Genomic DNA, 18955 nt, shown 5'->3' on the forward strand with positions numbered 1-18955 from the left:
GTGGATCACGCGGAACAGGGTCCGGATCGACCGGGAGCCGACGACCCTGGGCGTGGTCGGCGCATCGGCATCGATGTGGGCAGTGTCCGGATCGGCGTCGCGTCGAGCGACCCCGACGGGATCCTCGCCACCCCGGTGGAGACGGTGCCCCGGTCCAAGGAACGGGGACCCGACGCGCCGGATATCCGGCGCATTGCCGACATTGTCGAGGAATACGAGGCCGTGGAGGTTATCGTCGGTCTGCCGCAGACCTTGCGGGGTGAACGGGGGAAGGCCGCCTCGATCGCTACTGTGTTCGCGAAGCGATTGCGAAGGAAGGTCGACCCGATACCGGTGCGGATGGCGGACGAACGTCTGACGACCGTCACTGCCGCGCGGGCGCTTCGCGAGAGCGGTGTCAGTGCGAGGGGCCAGCGTCCTGTGATCGACCAGGCTGCGGCGGTGGCGATCTTGCAGGGATGGTTGGACGAGCGGAGCAGGTCGGTGAACGCAGGGGATTCAGGTGGGGACGTGCAGCTACCGGAGGGGGGCCAGTGAGCAATCATCGGCGACCCGCAGGTGAGCGACCCGAATTCCAGTACGTCCCCCGCCAACCCCGACGGCACCGCTACCTCGACGAGGACGACGACCAGGTCGACCACGCGCCGCCCCCCGAGGACGACGACGTCGTCACCACGGGCAGGCACGCGGTCGTGTACGACGACCGCGGCGTCGACGAACCCCACGCCGACTACGCAGAGCCGGTGTACGACGAGCCGGTGTACGAGCAGCCGGTGTACGACGAGCCGGTGTACGACGAGCCGGTGTACGAGCAGCCGTTCGACCCCGAGCCTGTCTACGAGGACGGGTACGGTCCCCGCTCGTACGGCGACGCTCGCGCCTACCGCGAACCGGAAGTCGACGACCACGCGTACGTCGACGAGCCCGTATATGTCGACGAGCCGTACGAGTCCCACTCCTATCCCGACGACCGCCACGACGCACCGCGCCACGAGCCCGACGTCGCGTTCGCGGAGGCCGAGACGCAGATAATCTCGCCGATCCCCGAGGAGATCCCGCCGACGCGCGCCCACGCCCGCGCGCAGGCCCGCCGACGCAAACAGGCCACGGGACGGGCACGCCGAGGGAAGCTGTTCGGCGCCCTCGCGGCCGCGACGGTCCTGGTAGTGCTGGTCGGCATCGTGTTCGTCGGCGGCAAGATGTTCTTCGGCGGGTCCGACGCCCCTGCGGACTATGCGGGCCCGGGCGGTCCCGAAGTGGTCGTGCAGGTCCATCCGGGCGACACCGCGGAGGAGATCGCCTCCACCCTGGCGGGCCGGGACGTCGTCGCCAGCGGATCCGCCTTCTTCAACGCCGCAGTCCAGAGCAATGCGATGAACTCGGTGCAACCCGGTTTCTACAGCCTCTCGACCCAGATCCCGGCGGATGACGCCGTGCAGGAATTGGTCGACCCCACCTCCCGCGTCGGGCAGATGATCATCTCCGAGGGCAGGCAACTCCACGACACAACCGATGTGCAGACCGGGGCCAAGAAGAAGGGGATCTACACACTGATCTCCGAGGCCAGCTGCCTGGGTGACGCCGGCCAGGAGCAGTGCATCGGTTACGACGATCTCAACGCCGCCGGTGCGGGCGACCTGTCCACGCTCGGGGTGCCCGACTGGGCGAAGGACGCTGTCGCCGGCGTTCCGGACCGGGATCGTCAGCTCGAGGGGCTGATCGCCGCGGGCAGCTGGGATTTCGATCCGACCGCCGGTCCCGCCGCGATACTCCAGAAGCTGGTGACCGAGAGTTCCGCGAGCTACGAGAAGACCGGAATCCTCACCGCGGGCAACCAGGTCGGCCTCACGCCGTACAAGATGCTGATCGCGGCGTCCCTGGTGGAACGGGAGGCGATGCCGGACGACTTCTCGAAGGTCGCTCGCGTCATCCTGAACCGGCTCGCAGTCAACCAGGCGCTGCAGTTCGACTCGACGGTCAACTATGCGCTCGACACCACCGAACTCGCCACCACCGACGCCGACCGCGCACAGGTGACACCCTGGAACACGTACGCCAGCCCCGGTCTGCCTGCAACGCCGATCTCCTCGCCGAGTATCGGGGCGCTGCAGGCCGTCGAACAACCGGCGCCGGGCGACTGGATCTACTTCGTGACGGTTGATTCGAAGGGCACGACCCTGTTCACGAAGAGCTACGACGAACACCTGGCCAACATCGACCAGGCTCTGAACAACGGGATTCTCAACAGTGGACGATGAAGTGGTGACCGCACGCAAAGCTGCGGTGCTGGGCAGCCCGATCGCGCATTCGCGCTCGCCGCAACTGCACCTCGCGGCGTACCGGGCGCTCGGTCTCACCGAGTGGACGTACGACCGGATCGAGTGCGACGGGGACCGACTGCCCGGCCTGGTGTCCGGGCTCGGCCCGGAATGGGTCGGTCTGTCCGTCACGATGCCGGGCAAGATGGCCGCACTCGCGTTTGCGTCCGAGCGCACCGAACGGGCCGTCGCGATCGGCTCGGCGAACACCCTCGTCCGAATCGAGCGCGGCTGGCGTGCCGACTGCACCGATGTCGACGGGGTCAGCGGTGCGCTCACCGCAGGTGGTGTCGGAACCATCGCCGGCGCCGAGGCGGTCGTCGTCGGCGCAGGGGGAACGGCCAGACCCGCACTCGTGGCGCTCGCCGACATGGGCGTGAAATCCGTGACCGTGGTGGCACGCGACGCGGGTCGCGCGACAGGTGCACTGCGGTGCGCGGAATCGGTGGGGCTCGACGTCCGGTTGCTCGGCTTCGACAGCCCGGAACTCGGTGCCCGGTGCGCGGCGGCGTCCGCGCTCGTCAGCACCGTTCCGTCCGCCGCGATCACCGAGTACGCGAACATTCTCGGGCGGGCGCCGTTCGTGCTCGACGCGATCTACGACCCGTGGCCGACCCCGCTGGCCGCGGCCGTCGAGGCGGCCGGGGGCACCGTCGTCGGCGGTCTCTCGATGCTCCTGCACCAGGCGTTCGGGCAGGTCGAGCAGTTTACCGGTCGCCCGGCGCCGCGCGAGGCGATGGCGGCCGCGCTGGGCTAGTTGTCCACAGGCCGGACCGCCGTCCACAGGTCGATTGTCGTGCCAGGTCACGCTGATCGACGCAGTGATCCGGTCACGCATGCTGCTCGGTATGTGGTGGCTGATCGCGGCGAGTGTGGTGACAGGTGCGGGTGCGGGATGGACGGCCCGCCGGACGGCCGGCCTGTATGTGGGCACGGTGCGTCCGGGTTGGTGCGAGGCGGTGTGCGTCGTCGGCGTCGCCGCCACCGTCTGGGCGGGTTCCGCCGAATCCGCACCGTGGGTGCTGCCGTGTGCGCTCGCGTTCTGGTGGTGGTGTGTGAGTCTCGCCGCCACCGATCTTTGTGCGCGGAGGCTGCCGAACCTGCTGACACTGCCCGGATTCCTCGCGATCGTCGGGGTCGGTGCCGTGACCGGATCCGCGGCCGCAGCCGTGATCGGCGGGTTCCTGTTGGCGTCGGCGTATCTCGCCCTGTACCTCGGCGCACCCGGGGCGGTCGGTGCGGGTGATGTGAAACTCGCACTCGGAGTCGGCGCGGCCGCCGGCCTGGCCGGGGGAGAGGCCTGGGTGCTCGCGGCCGGGCTCGCGCCGGCGCTGACGGCGCTCGCGGGCTGCATCGTCCTCGCCGTCCGGCGCTCGCCGCCGCCGCTCCCGCACGGCCCCGCCATGTGTGCCGCGACACTGGTTGCGCTGTTCGCCGCGCACGTCACCTGAACGAGTCCGCGCCCGGCACACGGGTTGGGAGGACCACCGTCACTGCCGGGCGCGGCGACATGGAAGGATATTGGGCGTGCTGCGCTGGATAACTGCCGGAGAATCCCATGGTCCCGCCCTCGTCGCGATGCTCGAGGGGATGGTCGCGGGCGTCGAAGTGACGTCCGAGGACATCTCGACCCAACTCGCGCGACGCCGCCTCGGCTACGGCCGCGGTGCGCGGATGAAGTTCGAGGCCGACAAGGTCACCATCGTCGGTGGTGTGCGCCACGGGCGGACGCTCGGCGGACCGATCGCCGTCGAGGTGGGCAACACGGAGTGGCCCAAGTGGGAAACCATCATGTCCGCGGACCCGGTGGACGCCGAACTGCTCGCCGATCAGGCGCGGAATGCGCCGCTGACCCGCCCGCGCCCCGGTCACGCCGACTACTCGGGCATGCTCAAGTACGGATTCGACGACGCCCGCCCGGTTCTCGAACGCGCGAGTGCACGCGAGACCGCTGCCCGGGTCGCGGCCGCGACGTTCGCCCGGAGTTTCCTCCGCCAGGTGTTCGGCGTGGAGGTGCTGTCCCACGTGATCTCCATCGGCGCGTCAGACCCGTACGCCGGCCCCGAACCGACCGCGTCGGATCTGGCGTCGATCGACGCCAGCCCGGTACGCGCCTTCGACAAGGCCGCCGAGGAGTCGATGATCGCCGAGATCGAGGCAGCCAAGCGTGACGGCGACACCCTCGGCGGCGTCGTCGAGGTCGTCATCCACGGTCTCCCCGTGGGTCTCGGATCGTTCGTCAGCGGCGCGGACCGCCTCGACGCCCGTCTCGCGTCCGCCCTGATGGGCATCCAGGCCATCAAGGGTGTCGAGGTCGGCGACGGCTTCGAGACCGCGCGCCGTCGCGGCAGCCAGGCACACGACGAGATGCGTCCGGGCCCGGACGGAATCCTGCGTTCGACCAACCGCGCGGGCGGCCTCGAGGGCGGCATGACCAACGGGGAAGCGCTCCGCGTGCGGGCGGCGATGAAGCCGATCTCGACGGTCCCGCGCGCGCTGGCCACCGTCGACATGTCGACCGGTGAGGAAGCTGTGGCCATTCACCAGCGGTCCGACGTGTGCGCGGTGCCCGCCGCCGGTGTCGTGGCCGAGGCGATGGTGGCGTTGGTCGTCGCCCAGGCGGCGCTCGAGAAGTTCGGGGGCGACTCGGTTGCCGAGACGACCGCCAACTACGAGCGCTACGCGTCGGGCGTCGCAGCCCGGCTCGCGCGATGACCAGCCGGTCTGCCGTCGCATCGGGGCGGTGACGGATGATGGCACCGAAAGCCGTGCTCGTCGGCCCCCCGGGAGCGGGTAAGTCCACGATCGGGCGGCGCCTCGCGCAGGCCCTGGACCTTCCGTTGTTCGACACCGACGTGGCGGTCGAGGAAGAGGCGGGACGCACGATCGCCGAGATCTTCGTCCAGGAAGGCGAACCCGCCTTCCGCGCCCTCGAGGAAGAGATCGTCCGGAAGGCCATCGAGAGCCACGAGGGGATCGTGTCGCTCGGCGGTGGATCCATCCTCTCCGAGCGCACCCGGGAATTGTTGAAGGGCCACACCGTGATCTATCTCGAGATCAGCGTGGCCGAGGGGCTCAAGCGCACAGGGACCAACACCGCGCGCCCCCTTCTCGCCGGTGGCGACCCCCGCCAGAAGTACACCGAGTTGATGCGCAAGCGCCGACCGCTGTACCGGCAGGTGGCGTCCATCCGGATACGCACGGACGGACGGAGTCCCGCCCGTGTGGTGCAGCAGCTGGTGGCGAAACTCGGCGAGTGATCGGCGACCCCGGCGGAACAGAGACGTCCGAGAATCTCGGACAAGACGGAGCGGAGCAGCAGACAGTGACCGAACCGGTACGCGTACAGGTGCAGACGGCGAACCCCTACCCGGTCATCATCGGGCGCGGATTGCTCGGCGAGCTGGTGGACGAACTCACCGGCACGAGGACGGTGGCGATCTTCCACCAGCCGCCGCTGGCCGAGACGGCGGAGGCGGTGCGCGCGGCGCTCGCCGAGAAGGGAATCGATGCGCACCGCATCGAGATTCCGGATGCGGAGGACGGCAAGGATCTGGCTGTGGCCGGCTTCTGCTGGGAGGTCCTCGGGCGGATCGGGCTGACCCGCAGCGACGCCGTGGTCAGTCTGGGCGGCGGCGCGGCCACCGACCTCGCCGGGTTCGTCGCAGCGACGTGGATGCGCGGTGTGCGCGTGATCCACGTGCCCACGACGTTGCTCGCGATGGTGGACGCGGCGGTCGGCGGCAAGACCGGCATCAACACCGAGGCCGGCAAGAACCTGGTGGGTTCGTTCCACGAGCCGTCGGCCGTGCTGATCGACCTGGTGACGCTCGAGACGGTGCCCCGCAACGAGATCGTCGCCGGGATGGCGGAGGTCGTGAAGACCGGCTTCATCGCCGACCCCGTGATCCTGGAGCTCATCGAGAAGGACCCGGAAGCCGCTCTGGACCCGACGGGAACCGTTCTGCCCGAACTGATCCGGCGATCCGTGGAGGTCAAGGCCAAGGTCGTGGCCGCCGATCTGCGCGAATCCGACCTGCGCGAGATCCTCAACTACGGGCACACGCTCGGGCACGCGATCGAGCGGCGTGAGCGCTACCGCTGGCGCCACGGTGCCGCGGTCGCCGTCGGGCTCGTGTTCGCGGCGGAGCTGGGGCGTCTCGCGGGACGCCTGGACGATGCGACGGCGGATCGGCACCGCACCATCCTGGAACTGGTGGGTCTGCCCACCACGTACGACGCGGACGCGTTCGGCCAGTTGGTCGAGGGGATGCAGTCCGACAAGAAGAACCGGGCGGGTGTCCTGCGGTTCGTCGTGCTCGACGGGCTCGCGAAGCCCGGACGGCTCGAGGGCCCGGACCCGTCTCTGCTCGTGGCCGCGTACTCCGCGGTGGCGCGCGAGGAGAAGCCGGGCACCGGCGGTGCCGTCCTGCTGTGACGTAGCGACGATGTAGCGACACGGAGCAAGGACGCGGCGGTGTGAGCGAGTGCGCTCACACCGCCGCGTCGTCTGTCGGTGTGGTGAAGCCGAGGGCTGTTATTCGCCGCGGCGCTGGTCGTCGGTGGTGCGCTTCCCGAGGTCGACAGGATCCTGCCACGCGGTCTCCCCGCCCTGCGGCTGATCGAGGTCGGACGTGTCCTCGCGGTAGTTGTGCACCGGTTCGAACACCGCCGTGTCGGCGTCGGATCCGGCGTAGCCGGTGTCCGCGGTCTGCTCGTAGGCCTGGCCGGGGTAGTTCTGTCCGTAGCCCTCGTCGTCCGCGACGGCTGCGGCTGCGGTTCCCCCCGCTGCGGCTCCTGCGGCCGTTCCTCCGACGTGCGCCGCCGGCTGACGCTCGCTGCGGTCCTTCTCCGTCTTCCTGGACTCGCGGCCGACGAAGAAGCGGCCGAGGAACACGGCGAGCATGGCAGGCACGAAGATCAGCAGGACCGTGAACGCGGCCCCGGACGTGATCTCGAAGAAGAACGAGTTCTGGGTGACGTTGAGGGACGGCACCAGGTTGGCCAGCCAGCTCCCCACACCCGCGACGATGCCGCCGAGCAGGGCCGCCTTCAGCCACAGCATCGTCAGGTCGGCGCCGTCCTCCGGCTCGGGGTTCCCGCGACGGTCCCGGATGCCGTCGATGCCGGCCCAGATCAGCGCCACGAACACGACGATCAGCAGTGCGAGCCATCTCAGAGCGGAACCCTGAAGGGGCCACTGTGTGATCGACACACCGAGGATCACACGAACGAAAACATGTATCAGGGCCATGCCGAGGCCGCGTACCACCCACGCATTCATGGGCACAGCGTAACGAGCGGGTTTTCACCCGTGTGGTCTAACCCACACGGACGCTCTCTGAAACCTGTTCTCGTCACCGCGGGTGCCGTCGATCCGCGCCCTCCGGGTGGCAATTTGCCGGTACGTTTGACGACATGCCTGCTGATCATGGTTCGCGGCGCGCGGCGCTGCGCGCGGCCCTCGCCGCCCGGGATCTCGACGCGCTTCTGGTGACGAATCTGGTGAACATCCGCTATCTCACCGGGTTCACCGGATCCAACGCCGCCCTGCTCGTGCACGCCGCGGACGCCGAGGGCGCCGAGGAGCGCACCGTCATCTGCACCGACGGCCGCTATCTCACGCAGGTCGGGGAACAGGTTCCCGATCTGCGGGCCGAGATCGCCCGCGCCAGCGCCGCACACCTCATCGAATCGGTCGGACGGCGGAGTCCGTCCTCGCTGGCGTTCGAGAGCCACGTCGTCACCGTGGACGAGTTCGCGTCCTGGTCGGTGCTCGCGCCGGACGCGCGGCTCGATCCCGTTCCGGGACTCGTCGAGGAACTGCGGATGGTGAAGGACGATGTCGAGGTCGGACTGCTGCGGGCGGCGTGCACGGCCGCCGACTCCGCACTCGCCGAGCTGATCGAGCGTGATGGCCTCCGCCCCGGGCGCACCGAGAAGGAGGTGGGCCGGGAACTCGAGGCGCTGATGCTCGCGCACGGCGCCGACGGCATCTCGTTCGAGACCATCGTCGCGGCGGGCGCCAACTCTGCGATCCCGCACCACCGCCCGACCGAGGCGGTGCTCGCAGGCGGCGACTTCGTGAAGCTGGACTTCGGTGCCGAGGTCGGCGGCTACCACTCGGACATGACCAGAACGTATGTCCTCGAGCGGGCCGCCGACTGGCAACGGGACGTATATGCGCTGGTCGCACGATCGCAGGAGGCCGGACGGAACGCGCTGCGCCCGGGCGCGGAGGTGTCCGCGGTGGACGGTGCCGCCCGACGGGTCATCGAGGACGCGGGCTACGGGGAACTGTTCCTGCACGGCCTCGGACACGGCGTCGGCCTGGAGATCCACGAAGCTCCGGGAATCGGCAAGCTGGGCACCGGTACACTTCTGGACGGTGCGGCGGTGACCGTCGAGCCGGGCGTGTACTTCTCCGGGCGCGGAGGCGTGCGGATCGAGGACACGCTCGTGGTTCGTGAGCAGGGACCGGAACTGCTCACACTCACCACCAAAGACCTGACTGTCGTGTAGACGGTTCGACCTTATCGAGGAGACGCGAAGCAAGTGGCTTCCACTAGTGATTTCAAGAACGGCCTGGTCCTGCAGATCGAGGGCCAGCTGTGGACGATTACCGAGTTCCAGCACGTGAAGCCCGGCAAGGGTCCCGCGTTCGTGCGCACCAAGTTGAAGAACGTGCTCTCGGGCAAGGTCGTCGACAAGACGTTCAACGCCGGCGTCAAGGTGGACACGGCCACGGTCGACCGCCGCGACATGACGTACCTGTACCACGACGGCACCGACTACATCTTCATGGACGGCGACACCTACGACCAGATCTCGATCAGCGAGGCCACCGTCGGCGACGGCGCCCGCTTCATGCTCGAGAACATGGCCGTGCAGGTTGCGACGCACGAGGACGTTCCGCTGTTCGTGGAACTGCCCGTCACCGTCGAACTGGTGGTCCAGCACACCGATCCCGGTCTGCAGGGCGACCGCTCCACCGGTGGCACCAAGCCCGCCACCCTCGAGACCGGTGCCGAGATCAACGTTCCGCTGTTCATCAACACCGGCGACAAGCTGAAGGTCGATTCCCGCGACGGCAACTACCTCGGGCGTGTGAATTCCTGAGTGTCCGGTACGCATAAGAAACTCGGCGCACGGCACAAGGCCCGCAAGCGCGCCGTCGATTTCCTCTTCGAGGCCGAGGCGCGAGATCTCGATCCGGTCGATCTCGCGACCGAACGCACGGAACTGTCCGGCAAGGACGACTCCGTGGCACCGGTTGCTCCGTACACCGTCACCGTGGTGACCGGGGTCGCGGAGAACCTGGACCGCATCGACGAGGTGATCTCGTCCCACCTGCAGGACTGGACGCTCGAGCGGCTGCCCGCCGTCGACCGCGCCATCCTGCGCATCGCCGTGTGGGAGCTGTTCCACGCCACCGACGTGCCTCCGGTCGTGGCCGTGGACGAGGCGGTGGAGCTGGCGAAACAGCTGTCCACCGACGAGTCGCCGGGATTCGTCAACGGCATCCTCGGTCAGGTCGTGCTGGTGGCCCCGCAGGTGCGGTCGGCTGCAGCCGCGACGTCGCGGCGCGCCGAGACCGCCGACGGCGAGCCGAACGACGCCGGCTCGTAAGTTCGTGTCCCGCTGCGGGCCCGTGACTGCGGGCCCGCAGGTCAGGGGTCCGGGCCTGGCGCAGTCGACGCGCTGATAAGCTGTCCGCGTCAGGCATCCTTTAACGATCCGTCCAGTGAGGCGGAGAAGGAGGTCGTTGTATGCGCGTGCCCGAAGGGTCTCGCCCTGCCGGGGAACCGGCAGATTCAACACCAGAGTCGTCCCCGTCCGTCGAATCCGCACGCGAGCTGCTGTCCGCAGCCGATGTGGGACGGACCATTGCGCGAATCGCGCACCAGATCATCGAGAAGACCGCGCTGGACGCCGCCGACGGTCAAGCGCCGCGTGTCGTCCTGATCGGCATCCCCACCCGGGGCACGACGCTCGCAGCGCGCCTCGCCGGGAAGATCGAAGAATTCTCCGGGGTGCGCCCGTCGGTCGGCTCCCTCGACATCACCCTGTACCGCGACGACCTGCGCACCAAACCGCACCGTCCCCTCGAACGCACGTCGGTGCCCGAGGGCGGTGTCGACAACACTCTGGTGGTGCTCGTCGACGACGTGCTGTTCTCCGGCCGCACCGTTCGCTCGGCACTCGACGCCCTCCGCGACCTCGGGCGGCCGCGGGCCGTTCAGCTGGCCGTCCTCGTCGACCGCGGCCATCGCGAACTGCCGCTGCGCGCCGACTACGTGGGCAAGAACGTGCCCACCGCCCGCACCGAGGACGTCAAGGTGCTCCTGAGCGAACACGACGGCCGTGACGCGGTCATGATCTCCGGGGGGAAGAGCTAAGTGAAGCACCTGTTGTCGATCGCGGACCTGACACGGGAATCGGCTGTCGAACTCCTCGACGAGGCCGAACGCTTCGAACAAGCCCTCCTCGGACGTGAGGTGCGGAAGCTCCCGACGCTGCGCGGCCGGACGGTCATGACCGTGTTCTTCGAGAACTCGACCCGGACCCGCGTGTCGTTCGAGGTCGCCGGGAAGTGGATGAGCGCGGACGTCATCAACGTCAGCGCCTCGAGTTCGTCGGTGTCCAAGGGCGAGTCCCTCCGGGACACGGCGATGACGCTGCGCGCCGCCGGCGCCGACGCCCTGATCGTGCGCCACCCAGCATCGGGTGCGGCCCACCAGATCGCGAACTGGACCAGCCATCAGGACGACGGCGGACCTGCGGTCATCAACGCCGGTGACGGTACCCATGAACATCCCACCCAGGCGCTGCTCGACGCGCTCACGCTGCGTCAGCGTCTCGGCGACATCGAGGGCAAGCGCATCGCCATCGTCGGCGACATCCTGCACAGCCGGGTCGCGCGGTCGAACGCACTGTTGCTGTCGATGCTCGGCGCCGAGGTGGTCCTCGTCGCGCCGCCCACGTTGCTCCCCGTGGGTGTGTCGACCTGGCCGGTGTCGGTGGCGCATTCGCTGGACGCGGAGCTTCCCGGCCTCGACGCCGTCCTCATGCTGCGTGTGCAGGCGGAACGGATGAACGGCGGATTCTTCCCGTCCCAACGGGAGTACTCGATCAATTACGGCCTGTCGGAGAAGCGGCTCGCGCTGCTTCCCGACCACGCGGTGGTGCTGCACCCCGGTCCGATGCTGCGCGGCATGGAGATCGCGTCGGCGGTGGCCGACTCGACGAGAACCGCTGTGCTGCAGCAGGTGACCAACGGTGTGCACATGCGGATGGCGGTGCTGTTCCGGCTGCTGGTCGGAGCGGAGGAAGTTGCGGGATGAGTGACAGTGCAGTGACAGGAGAGACAGTGCTCATCAAGAACGTGTTGCTGTACGGCGAGGGTGAGCCCACCGACGTTCTGCTCGGTGACGGTGTCATCGTCGCGATCGGTGCGGGCGCGGGCAAGGACGGCGGGCCGGACGTCGAGGTGATCGACGCGGCGGGGCAGATCCTGCTCCCCGGTTTCGTCGACCTGCACACCCACCTGCGTGAACCCGGCCGTGAGGACACCGAGACCATCGATTCCGGTTCGGCCGCTGCCGCGCTCGGCGGGTACACCGCGGTGTTCGCGATGGCCAACACCAGCCCGGTCGCCGATTCGGTGGTCGTCACCGACCACGTGTGGCGCCGCGGCCAGGAAGTCGGGCTCGTCGACGTACACCCCGTCGGCGCCGTCACCGTCGGGCTCGAGGGTAAGCAGCTCGCCGAGATGGCCACGATGGCGTCGGGGGTCGGCCGGGTGCGCATGTTCTCGGACGACGGCCACTGCGTCTACGACCCGCTGATCATGCGCCGGGCGCTCGAGTACTCGAGTTCGCTCGGGGTGCTCATCGCGCAGCACGCGGAGGAGCCGCGGCTGACCGTCGGCGCCGTCGCACACGAGGGCCCCACCGCCGCCCGGCTCGGGCTCGCGGGCTGGCCGCGCGCCGCCGAGGAGTCGATCGTCGCCCGCGACGCGCTGCTCGCCCGCGACGCCGGGGCGCGGGTGCACATCTGCCACGCCTCCACCGCGGGCACCGTCGAACTGATGAAGTGGGCACGCGGCCAAGGCATTTCGATCACCGCCGAGGTCACCCCGCACCACCTGCTGCTCGACGACTCCCGGCTCGAGACGTACGACGCCGTCAACAAGGTGAATCCGCCCCTGCGGGAGGCGAGCGACGTCGCCGCGCTCCGGGCCGGACTGGCCGAAGGGATCATCGACTGCGTCGCGACCGATCACGCACCGCACGCCGAGCAGGACAAGTGCTGCGAGTTCGCGGCCGCCCGACCCGGAATGCTGGGTCTGGAGACCGCACTGTCGATCGTCGCGCAGACGATGGTCCGCACCGGCCTGCTCGACTGGCGCGGCGTGGCCCGGGTAATGAGCGAGCGGCCCGCCGAGATCGTCGGACTCGACGACCAGGGTCGCCCGATCGAGGTCGGCGAGCCCGCCAACCTCGTGCTGATCGACCCGGACGCCGAATGGACGGTCCACGGCCCCGATCTCGCCAGCGTCGCCCACAACACGCCGTACGAGTCGATGACTCTGCCTGCGCGGGTGACCACGACGATCCTGCGTGGCCGGATCACCGCGAGCGACGGCCAGGCCCGCGTCCCGGTGCGGAACGGGAGGGGATGACGGTGGAGAGAATTCTGTGGATAGTCGGCCTCGTCGCGTTCTGGGCGCTGGCCATCGTCCTCATGTACATCGGGTGGCGCGGTCGTGCCCGCCGGCAGGCCGACCGGGTCGGGCAACTTCCCGCCGTGCCCGCGCACCTCGGCGAGCAGACGATCGCCCCGGCCACCGGACTGTACGTGGGCAGCACCCTGGCCCCGAGCTGGCAGGACCGGATCGCGGTCGGCGACCTCGGTTTCCGGGCGACGGGGGAGATCTCCCGCTACGCAGCCGGGGTCCTGCTCGAACGTGACGGGGCGTCGGCGATCTGGATTCCGCAGGACGCGGTCCGTGCCGTGCGCACCGAGCGCGGTCTCGCAGGCAAGGTCATGAGCAAGGACGGCGTCCTCGTGATCCGGTGGGAACTGCCGACCGGCACCGAGATCGACACCGGATTCCGCAGCGACGACAAGTCCGTGTACCCCGCCTGGGTCAGCGCAGGGGAGCCGGACGGCAAGACAGACAGTGAAGATTCAGCGAATGCGGCGAGCTCTGGTGAGGTCGAGCAGAACGGAGAGAACGCATGAGCGGCTACGACACCGACTCTGCAGTACTGGTCCTCGAGGACGGACGGGTATTCCGGGGCACCACGTTCGGTGCCGTCGGCCAGACACTCGGTGAGGCCGTCTTCAGCACCGGCATGACCGGCTACCAGGAGACCCTCACCGACCCCAGCTACCACCGCCAGATCGTCGTGGCCACCGCGCCGCAGATCGGCAACACCGGATGGAACGACGAGGACGACGAGTCCGTCGGTCCCACCGGCAGCAGCGCCGAGGCGAAGATCTGGGTTGCCGGGTACGTCGTCCGCGACCCCGCCCGCCGCACCTCCAGCTGGCGCGCCACCGGCTCCCTGCAGGACGAGCTCGTGAAGCAGGGAGTCGTCGGGATCGCCGGCATCGACACCCGGGCACTGGTCCGCCACCTGCGCACCCGCGGCTCGATGCGCTCCGGGGTGTTCTCCGGCGACGCACTGGCCGACACCGACGTGCTGCTCGACCGCGTGAAGAGCCAGCCGTCGATGCTCGGCGCGGACCTCGCCGGCGAGGTCAGCACCACCAGCGGTTACGTCGTCGAGCCGACCGGGGGAGAAGCGCGATTCACCGTCGCGGCGATCGACCTCGGCATCAAGACCAACACCCCGCGCATGTTCGCCGAGCGCGGCATCCGGGTGCACGTGCTCCCGTCCAATGCGACGCTCGAGCAGATCCTCGACCTGAAGGCAGACGGCGTCTTCCTCTCCAACGGTCCCGGCGACCCGGCGACCGCCGACGGCGCCGTGCACCTCACGAAGGAGGTCATCGGGCAGGGGCTGCCCCTGTTCGGCATCTGCTTCGGCAACCAGATCCTCGGGCGGGCTCTCGGTCTCGGCACCTACAAGATGAAGTTCGGTCACCGGGGGATCAACATCCCGGTCGTCGAACACGAGACGGGACGCATCGCGATCACCGCGCAGAACCACGGGTTCGCGCTCGAGGGCGAGGCCGGGCAGGAGTTCGACACCCCGTTCGGCAAGGCCGTGATCAGCCACACCTGCGCCAACGACGGTGCCGTAGAGGGGGTCCGCCTGCTCGACGGTTCCGCCTTCTCGGTGCAGTACCACCCCGAGGCCGCGGCGGGCCCGCACGACGCCGCGTACCTGTTCGACCGCTTCACCAGCCTGCTCGAGGGAGTCAAGAACTAATGCCACGCCGTACAGATCTCTCCCACATCCTGGTGATCGGCTCCGGCCCGATCGTCATCGGCCAGGCCTGCGAGTTCGACTACTCCGGAACCCAGGCCTGCCGGGTGCTGCGCGAAGAGGGCCTGCGGGTCAGCCTCGTCAACTCCAACCCGGCCACGATCATGACCGACCCCGAGTTCGCGGACGCCACCTACGTGGAGCCGATCACCGCCGAGTTCGTCGAGAAGGTCATCGCCCTCGAGGCCGAGAAGGGCCACCCGATCGACGCCGTCCTCGCGACGCTCGGCGGCCAGACGGCCCTGAACACCGCGGTGGCGCTGCACGAGCAGGGCATCCTCGAGAAGCACGACGTCGAGCTGATCGGCGCCGACTTCGACGCCATCCAGCGCGGCGAGGACCGGCAGAAGTTCAAGGACATCGTCGCCAAGGTCGGCGGCGAGTCCGCGCGCTCCCGCGTCTGCTACACGATGGACGAGGTCCGCGACACGGTCGCCGAACTGGGCTTCCCCGTCGTCGTGCGGCCGTCGTTCACGATGGGCGGACTCGGCTCCGGCATGGCCTACGACGACGAGGACCTGACGCGGATCGCCGGCGGCGGTCTCACCGCGTCGCCCACCGCCAACGTGCTGATCGAGGAGTCGATCCTCGGGTGGAAGGAATACGAACTCGAGCTGATGCGCGACGGCCGCGACAACGTCGTGATCGTGTGTTCGATCGAGAACGTCGACCCGGTCGGCGTGCACACCGGTGACTCGATCACCGTCGCCCCCGCGATGACGCTCACGGACCGTGAGTACCAGGCGATGCGCGACCTCTCGATCGACATCCTCCGCGAGGTCGGCGTCGACACCGGCGGCTGCAACATCCAGTTCGCCATGGATCCCGCCGACGGGCGCCTCGTCGTCATCGAGATGAACCCGCGCGTGTCGCGGTCCAGTGCGCTCGCGTCCAAGGCGACCGGTTTCCCGATCGCGAAGATCGCCGCGAAGCTCGCCATCGGCTACACCCTGGACGAGATCGTCAACGACATCACCAAGGAAACCCCGGCGTGCTTCGAGCCAACCCTCGACTACGTCGTCGTCAAGGCGCCCAGGTTCGCGTTCGAGAAGTTCCCCGGCGCCGACGACACCCTCACCACTACGATGAAGTCGGTTGGTGAGGCCATGTCGATCGGCCGCAACTTCACCGAGGCGTTCGGCAAGGTGCTGCGCTCGCTCGAGACCAAGCGGGCCGGATACTGGACGGGCCCCGAGGTGGAGGCCACCGACCTGGACAGCCTCCTGGCGGAACTGAGCATCCCCCGCGACGGACGCGTCTACGGCCTCGAGAAGGCGTTCGCACTCGGCGCCACCGTCGAGCAGCTGTTCGACGCCACGAAGATCGACCCGTGGTTCCTCGACCAGATCCTGCAGATCCACGAGCTCGGCGACGCACTGCGCGAGGCGCCCGAGGTGACCGAGCGGGTACTGCGCCGCGCCAAGCACCACGGCCTGTCGGATCGGCAGATCGCGGCCCTGCGGCCCGAGATCGGCGGCGAGGACGCGGTCCGGGCGCTGCGTGAGCAGTGGAACGTCCACCCCGTGTACAAGACGGTCGACACCTGCGCCGCCGAGTTCGAGGCGAAGACGCCGTACCACTACTCCACGTACGAACTCGATCCGGCGGCCGAGTCCGAGGTGGCCCCGCAGACCGAGCGTCCGAAGGTCCTGATCCTCGGTTCCGGACCGAACCGCATCGGTCAGGGCATCGAGTTCGACTACTCCTGCGTCCACGCCGCACTGACGCTGTCGGAGGCCGGGTACGAGACGGTAATGGTCAACTGCAACCCGGAGACCGTCTCCACCGACTACGACACCGCCGACCGCCTGTACTTCGAGCCGCTCACGTTCGAGGACGTCCTCGAGGTGTACCGGGCGGAGTCGATGTCGGGCACCGTCGCCGGGGTGATCGTGCAGCTCGGCGGTCAGACCCCGCTGGGTCTGGCGAAGCGGCTGAAGGCCGCCGGCGTGCCGATCGTCGGCACCAGCCCGGAGGCGATCGACCTCGCGGAGGATCGCGGCGAGTTCGGGAGGGTGCTGGTCGAGGCCGGCCTGCCCGCACCCAAGTTCGGCACCGCCACCACGTTCGCCGGCGCCCGCGAGATCGCGGCCGGCATCGGGTACCCGGTGCTGGTGCGGCCGTCGTACGTCCTCGGTGGCCGCGGCATGGAGATCGTCTACGACGAGGCGTCGCTGGAGAGCTACATCTCCCGCGCCACCGAGATCTCCGACGACCGGCCCGTCCTGGTCGACCGGTTTCTGGAAGACGCCATCGAGATCGACGTCGACGCGCTCTGCGACGGCACCGAGGTGTACCTCGGCGGCGTGATGGAGCACATCGAGGAGGCCGGTATCCACTCGGGCGACTCGGCCTGTGCGCTGCCGCCGATCACCCTCGGCCGCGCCGACCTCGAGAACGTCCGCCGTTCCACGGAGGCGCTCGCCAAGGGCATCGGCGTCAAGGGCCTGCTCAACGTCCAGTACGCCCTGAAGGACGACATCCTGTACGTCCTCGAGGCGAACCCCCGCGCCAGCCGCACCGTGCCGTTCGTGTCGAAGGCCACCGCGGTGCAGCTCGCCAAGGCGTGCGCCCGCGTCATGCTGGGCGAGTCCATCGCCGATCTGCGCGCGAGCGGTGTGCTCCCGGCCACCGGCGACGGCGGCTCGACCCCGGCGAACGCGCCCGTCGCCGTCAAGGAGGCCGTGCTGCCGTTCAACCGGTTCCGGCGCGCCGACGGCACCGGCGTCGACACCCTCCTGAGCCCGGAGATGAAGTCGACCGGCGAAGTCATGGGCATCGACGCCGACTTCGGCACCGCGTTCGCGAAGAGCCAGACGGCCGCATATGGCTCGCTGCCCACCTCGGGCTCGGTGTTCGTCTCCGTCGCCAACAAGGACAAGCGGTCGCTGATCTTCCCGGTCAAGCGGCTCGCGGACCTGGGCTTCCGGATCCTGGCCACCGAGGGCACCGCGGCGGTTCTCCGCCGGAACGGGATCACCTGCCAGGACGTGCACAAGCACTCCGGCGAAACGCTGGAGGCGGGTGAGCGGACCATCGTCGAGACGATCCGCGACGGCGAGGTCGACATGGTGATCAACACGCCGTACGGCAACTCCGGACCGCGCGTCGACGGCTACGAGATCCGCAGCGCGGCCGTCGCCATGAACATCCCGTGCGTCACCACCGTGCAGGGCGCGTCCGCCGCGGTGCAGGGCATCGAGGCCGCGATCCGCGGTGACATCGGTGTCCAATCGCTCCAGGCGCTGCACGCGCGGCTGCGGTCGCCCGCCGTGGTCGTGGCTCCCGCGACCGGGTCCGTCTTGTCGTGAGCGGACACCATCACCACCACTCCTGGGTGCATCGGCTGACGTCGGCGGTCGAGCACCGGGGGCGGTTGTGCGTCGGGATCGATCCGCATCCGGGACTGCTCGAGGCGTGGGGGCTGCCCGTCTCCGCCGAGGGGCTGGAGACGTTCGCAGAGATCTGCGTGGAGGCCTTCGTCGGTGAGGTGGCCGTCGTGAAGCCTCAGGTGGCGTTCTTCGAAGCGTACGGCTCCGCCGGGTACGCGGTACTCGAACGCACCATTTCGGTCCTCAGAGAGGCAGGGACGCTCGTCGTCGCCGATGCCAAGCGCGGGGACATCGGGTCGACGATGGCGGCGTACGCGCAGTCCTGGCTGGGTGCGGAGTCGGCTCTGTCGTCCGATGCCGTGACCGTGTCGCCGTATCTGGGGTTCGGTGCGCTCGACCCGGCGCTGTCGCTGGCGGCGGAGCAGGGCCGTGGGCTCTTCGTGCTGGCCCGGACGTCCAACCCGGAGGGCGGCGAACTGCAGGCGGCGCAGACCGCCGGGGGAGCGTCCGTGGCCCAGTCCCTGGTGGACGCGGCGGTCCGGCACAACGACGCGCAACCCGGTCTCGTGGGTCTCGTGGTGGGTGCGACACGCGGACACGGTCTGGATTTGTCGAATTTTTCCGGACCGATTCTCGCGCCCGGTCTCGGCGCCCAGGGCGCGACTCCTGGTGATCTCGCCGACATTTTTCCCGATTCTCGAAAACTGTTGTTGCCGAACAGTTCTCGTGGTGTTCTTCGTGCCGGACCGTCGGTGACGGCACTGCGTGAGGCGGCCGTGAAGGTCCGTGACGAGATCGAGTCCGCACTCTCATAGCCCACCCGAATCCGGCTCTGACCTCAGGG

18 protein-coding genes are annotated in these 18955 nt (G+C 69.0%); 17 read left to right on the forward strand and 1 reads right to left on the reverse strand.

Features of this window, described 5'->3' with window-relative positions; genetic code table 11:
• The 7 genes from ruvX (at position 1) to aroB (ending at position 6756) form a co-directional block, all read left to right on the forward strand.
• Complete coding sequence (gene ruvX, locus ACFVJ3_RS14285) at positions 1–537, forward strand: Holliday junction resolvase RuvX (protein WP_378452641.1); 537 nt, start codon at positions 1–3, stop codon at positions 535–537.
• Positions 534–2258 carry an endolytic transglycosylase MltG gene (locus tag ACFVJ3_RS14290; RefSeq protein WP_378452642.1) on the forward strand — a complete coding sequence of 575 codons (1725 nt, stop codon included), beginning with the start codon at positions 534–536 and terminating at the stop codon, positions 2256–2258. The genes ruvX and ACFVJ3_RS14290 overlap by 4 nt, the downstream gene beginning before the upstream one ends.
• Positions 2248–3075 (forward strand): shikimate dehydrogenase, encoded by an 828-nt coding sequence (locus ACFVJ3_RS14295; protein WP_378452643.1) that lies wholly within the window; start codon positions 2248–2250, stop codon positions 3073–3075. The genes ACFVJ3_RS14290 and ACFVJ3_RS14295 overlap by 11 nt, the downstream gene beginning before the upstream one ends.
• A gap of 34 nt (positions 3076–3109) precedes the next feature.
• Positions 3110–3769 carry a prepilin peptidase gene (locus ACFVJ3_RS14300; protein ID WP_378452644.1) on the forward strand — a complete coding sequence of 220 codons (660 nt, stop codon included), beginning with the start codon at positions 3110–3112 and terminating at the stop codon, positions 3767–3769.
• 76 nt (positions 3770–3845) lie between these two features.
• Positions 3846–5033 (forward strand): chorismate synthase, encoded by a 1188-nt coding sequence (gene aroC / locus ACFVJ3_RS14305; protein WP_378452645.1) that lies wholly within the window; start codon positions 3846–3848, stop codon positions 5031–5033.
• A gap of 38 nt (positions 5034–5071) precedes the next feature.
• Positions 5072–5578: a shikimate kinase gene (locus tag ACFVJ3_RS14310; RefSeq protein WP_378452756.1), complete on the forward strand. Its 507-nt coding sequence runs from the start codon at positions 5072–5074 to the stop codon at positions 5576–5578.
• 65 nt (positions 5579–5643) lie between these two features.
• Complete coding sequence (gene aroB, locus ACFVJ3_RS14315) at positions 5644–6756, forward strand: 3-dehydroquinate synthase (protein ID WP_378452757.1); 1113 nt, start codon at positions 5644–5646, stop codon at positions 6754–6756.
• A gap of 99 nt (positions 6757–6855) precedes the next feature.
• Here aroB and ACFVJ3_RS14320 read toward each other — a convergent pair whose 3' ends face one another.
• The gene (locus tag ACFVJ3_RS14320; protein ID WP_378452646.1) at positions 6856–7602 is read right to left on the reverse strand and encodes a B-4DMT family transporter; all 747 of its coding nucleotides are present in this window, start codon (positions 7600–7602) and stop codon (positions 6856–6858) included.
• Between the two features lie 134 nt (positions 7603–7736).
• Between ACFVJ3_RS14320 and ACFVJ3_RS14325 the strand changes: the two genes are divergently transcribed.
• The 10 genes from ACFVJ3_RS14325 to pyrF all read left to right on the forward strand — a co-directional run bounded on the left by ACFVJ3_RS14325 (position 7737) and on the right by pyrF (position 18926).
• Positions 7737–8840: a M24 family metallopeptidase gene (locus ACFVJ3_RS14325; RefSeq protein WP_378452647.1), complete on the forward strand. Its 1104-nt coding sequence runs from the start codon at positions 7737–7739 to the stop codon at positions 8838–8840.
• 33 nt (positions 8841–8873) lie between these two features.
• Complete coding sequence (gene efp / locus ACFVJ3_RS14330; protein WP_005241702.1) at positions 8874–9437, forward strand: elongation factor P; 564 nt, start codon at positions 8874–8876, stop codon at positions 9435–9437.
• The gene (gene nusB, locus ACFVJ3_RS14335) at positions 9438–9947 is read left to right on the forward strand and encodes a transcription antitermination factor NusB (protein ID WP_378452648.1); all 510 of its coding nucleotides are present in this window, start codon (positions 9438–9440) and stop codon (positions 9945–9947) included. It begins immediately after the preceding gene.
• Positions 9948–10087: 140 nt separating this feature from the next.
• Positions 10088–10717 carry a bifunctional pyr operon transcriptional regulator/uracil phosphoribosyltransferase PyrR gene (gene pyrR / locus ACFVJ3_RS14340; RefSeq protein WP_378452649.1) on the forward strand — a complete coding sequence of 210 codons (630 nt, stop codon included), beginning with the start codon at positions 10088–10090 and terminating at the stop codon, positions 10715–10717.
• The gene (locus ACFVJ3_RS14345) at positions 10718–11662 is read left to right on the forward strand and encodes an aspartate carbamoyltransferase catalytic subunit (protein WP_378452650.1); all 945 of its coding nucleotides are present in this window, start codon (positions 10718–10720) and stop codon (positions 11660–11662) included.
• Positions 11659–13002 (forward strand): dihydroorotase, encoded by a 1344-nt coding sequence (locus ACFVJ3_RS14350; RefSeq protein WP_378452651.1) that lies wholly within the window; start codon positions 11659–11661, stop codon positions 13000–13002. The genes ACFVJ3_RS14345 and ACFVJ3_RS14350 overlap by 4 nt, the downstream gene beginning before the upstream one ends.
• Positions 12999–13565 carry a transporter gene (locus ACFVJ3_RS14355; protein WP_378452652.1) on the forward strand — a complete coding sequence of 189 codons (567 nt, stop codon included), beginning with the start codon at positions 12999–13001 and terminating at the stop codon, positions 13563–13565. The genes ACFVJ3_RS14350 and ACFVJ3_RS14355 overlap by 4 nt, the downstream gene beginning before the upstream one ends.
• A complete protein-coding gene (carA, locus tag ACFVJ3_RS14360; RefSeq protein WP_378452653.1) occupies positions 13562–14722 on the forward strand; it encodes a glutamine-hydrolyzing carbamoyl-phosphate synthase small subunit in 1161 nt (386 codons plus the stop codon). The genes ACFVJ3_RS14355 and carA overlap by 4 nt, the downstream gene beginning before the upstream one ends.
• The gene (carB, locus tag ACFVJ3_RS14365; RefSeq protein ID WP_378452654.1) at positions 14722–18090 is read left to right on the forward strand and encodes a carbamoyl-phosphate synthase large subunit; all 3369 of its coding nucleotides are present in this window, start codon (positions 14722–14724) and stop codon (positions 18088–18090) included. The genes carA and carB overlap by 1 nt, the downstream gene beginning before the upstream one ends.
• On the forward strand, positions 18087–18926 hold the full coding sequence (gene pyrF / locus ACFVJ3_RS14370; protein WP_378452655.1) for an orotidine-5'-phosphate decarboxylase: 840 nt from the start codon (positions 18087–18089) through the stop codon (positions 18924–18926). Before carB ends, pyrF begins: the two co-directional genes overlap by 4 nt.
• Positions 18927–18955: the final 29 nt, after the last annotated feature.

Origin of the sequence: Rhodococcus sp. NPDC127593, from assembly GCF_042671975.1 — a bacterium.
Classification (GTDB): domain Bacteria; phylum Actinomycetota; class Actinomycetes; order Mycobacteriales; family Mycobacteriaceae; genus Rhodococcus_F.

Bases quoted from the DNA above. Each gene is read 5' to 3' on its own strand.
- ACFVJ3_RS14325 (WP_378452647.1), top strand. From the start codon at position 7,737: ATGCCTGCTGATCATGGTTCGCGGCGCGCGGCGCTGCGCGCGGCCCTC.
- ACFVJ3_RS14310 (WP_378452756.1), top strand. From the start codon at position 5,072: ATGGCACCGAAAGCCGTGCTCGTCGGCCCCCCGGGAGCGGGTAAGTCC.
- ACFVJ3_RS14350 (WP_378452651.1), top strand. From the start codon at position 11,659: ATGAGTGACAGTGCAGTGACAGGAGAGACAGTGCTCATCAAGAACGTG.
- ACFVJ3_RS14320 (WP_378452646.1), bottom strand. From the start codon at position 7,602: ATGAATGCGTGGGTGGTACGCGGCCTCGGCATGGCCCTGATACATGTT.
- carB (WP_378452654.1), top strand. From the start codon at position 14,722: ATGCCACGCCGTACAGATCTCTCCCACATCCTGGTGATCGGCTCCGGC.
- ACFVJ3_RS14355 (WP_378452652.1), top strand. From the start codon at position 12,999: ATGACGGTGGAGAGAATTCTGTGGATAGTCGGCCTCGTCGCGTTCTGG.
- carA (WP_378452653.1), top strand. From the start codon at position 13,562: ATGAGCGGCTACGACACCGACTCTGCAGTACTGGTCCTCGAGGACGGA.
- pyrR (WP_378452649.1), top strand. From the start codon at position 10,088: ATGCGCGTGCCCGAAGGGTCTCGCCCTGCCGGGGAACCGGCAGATTCA.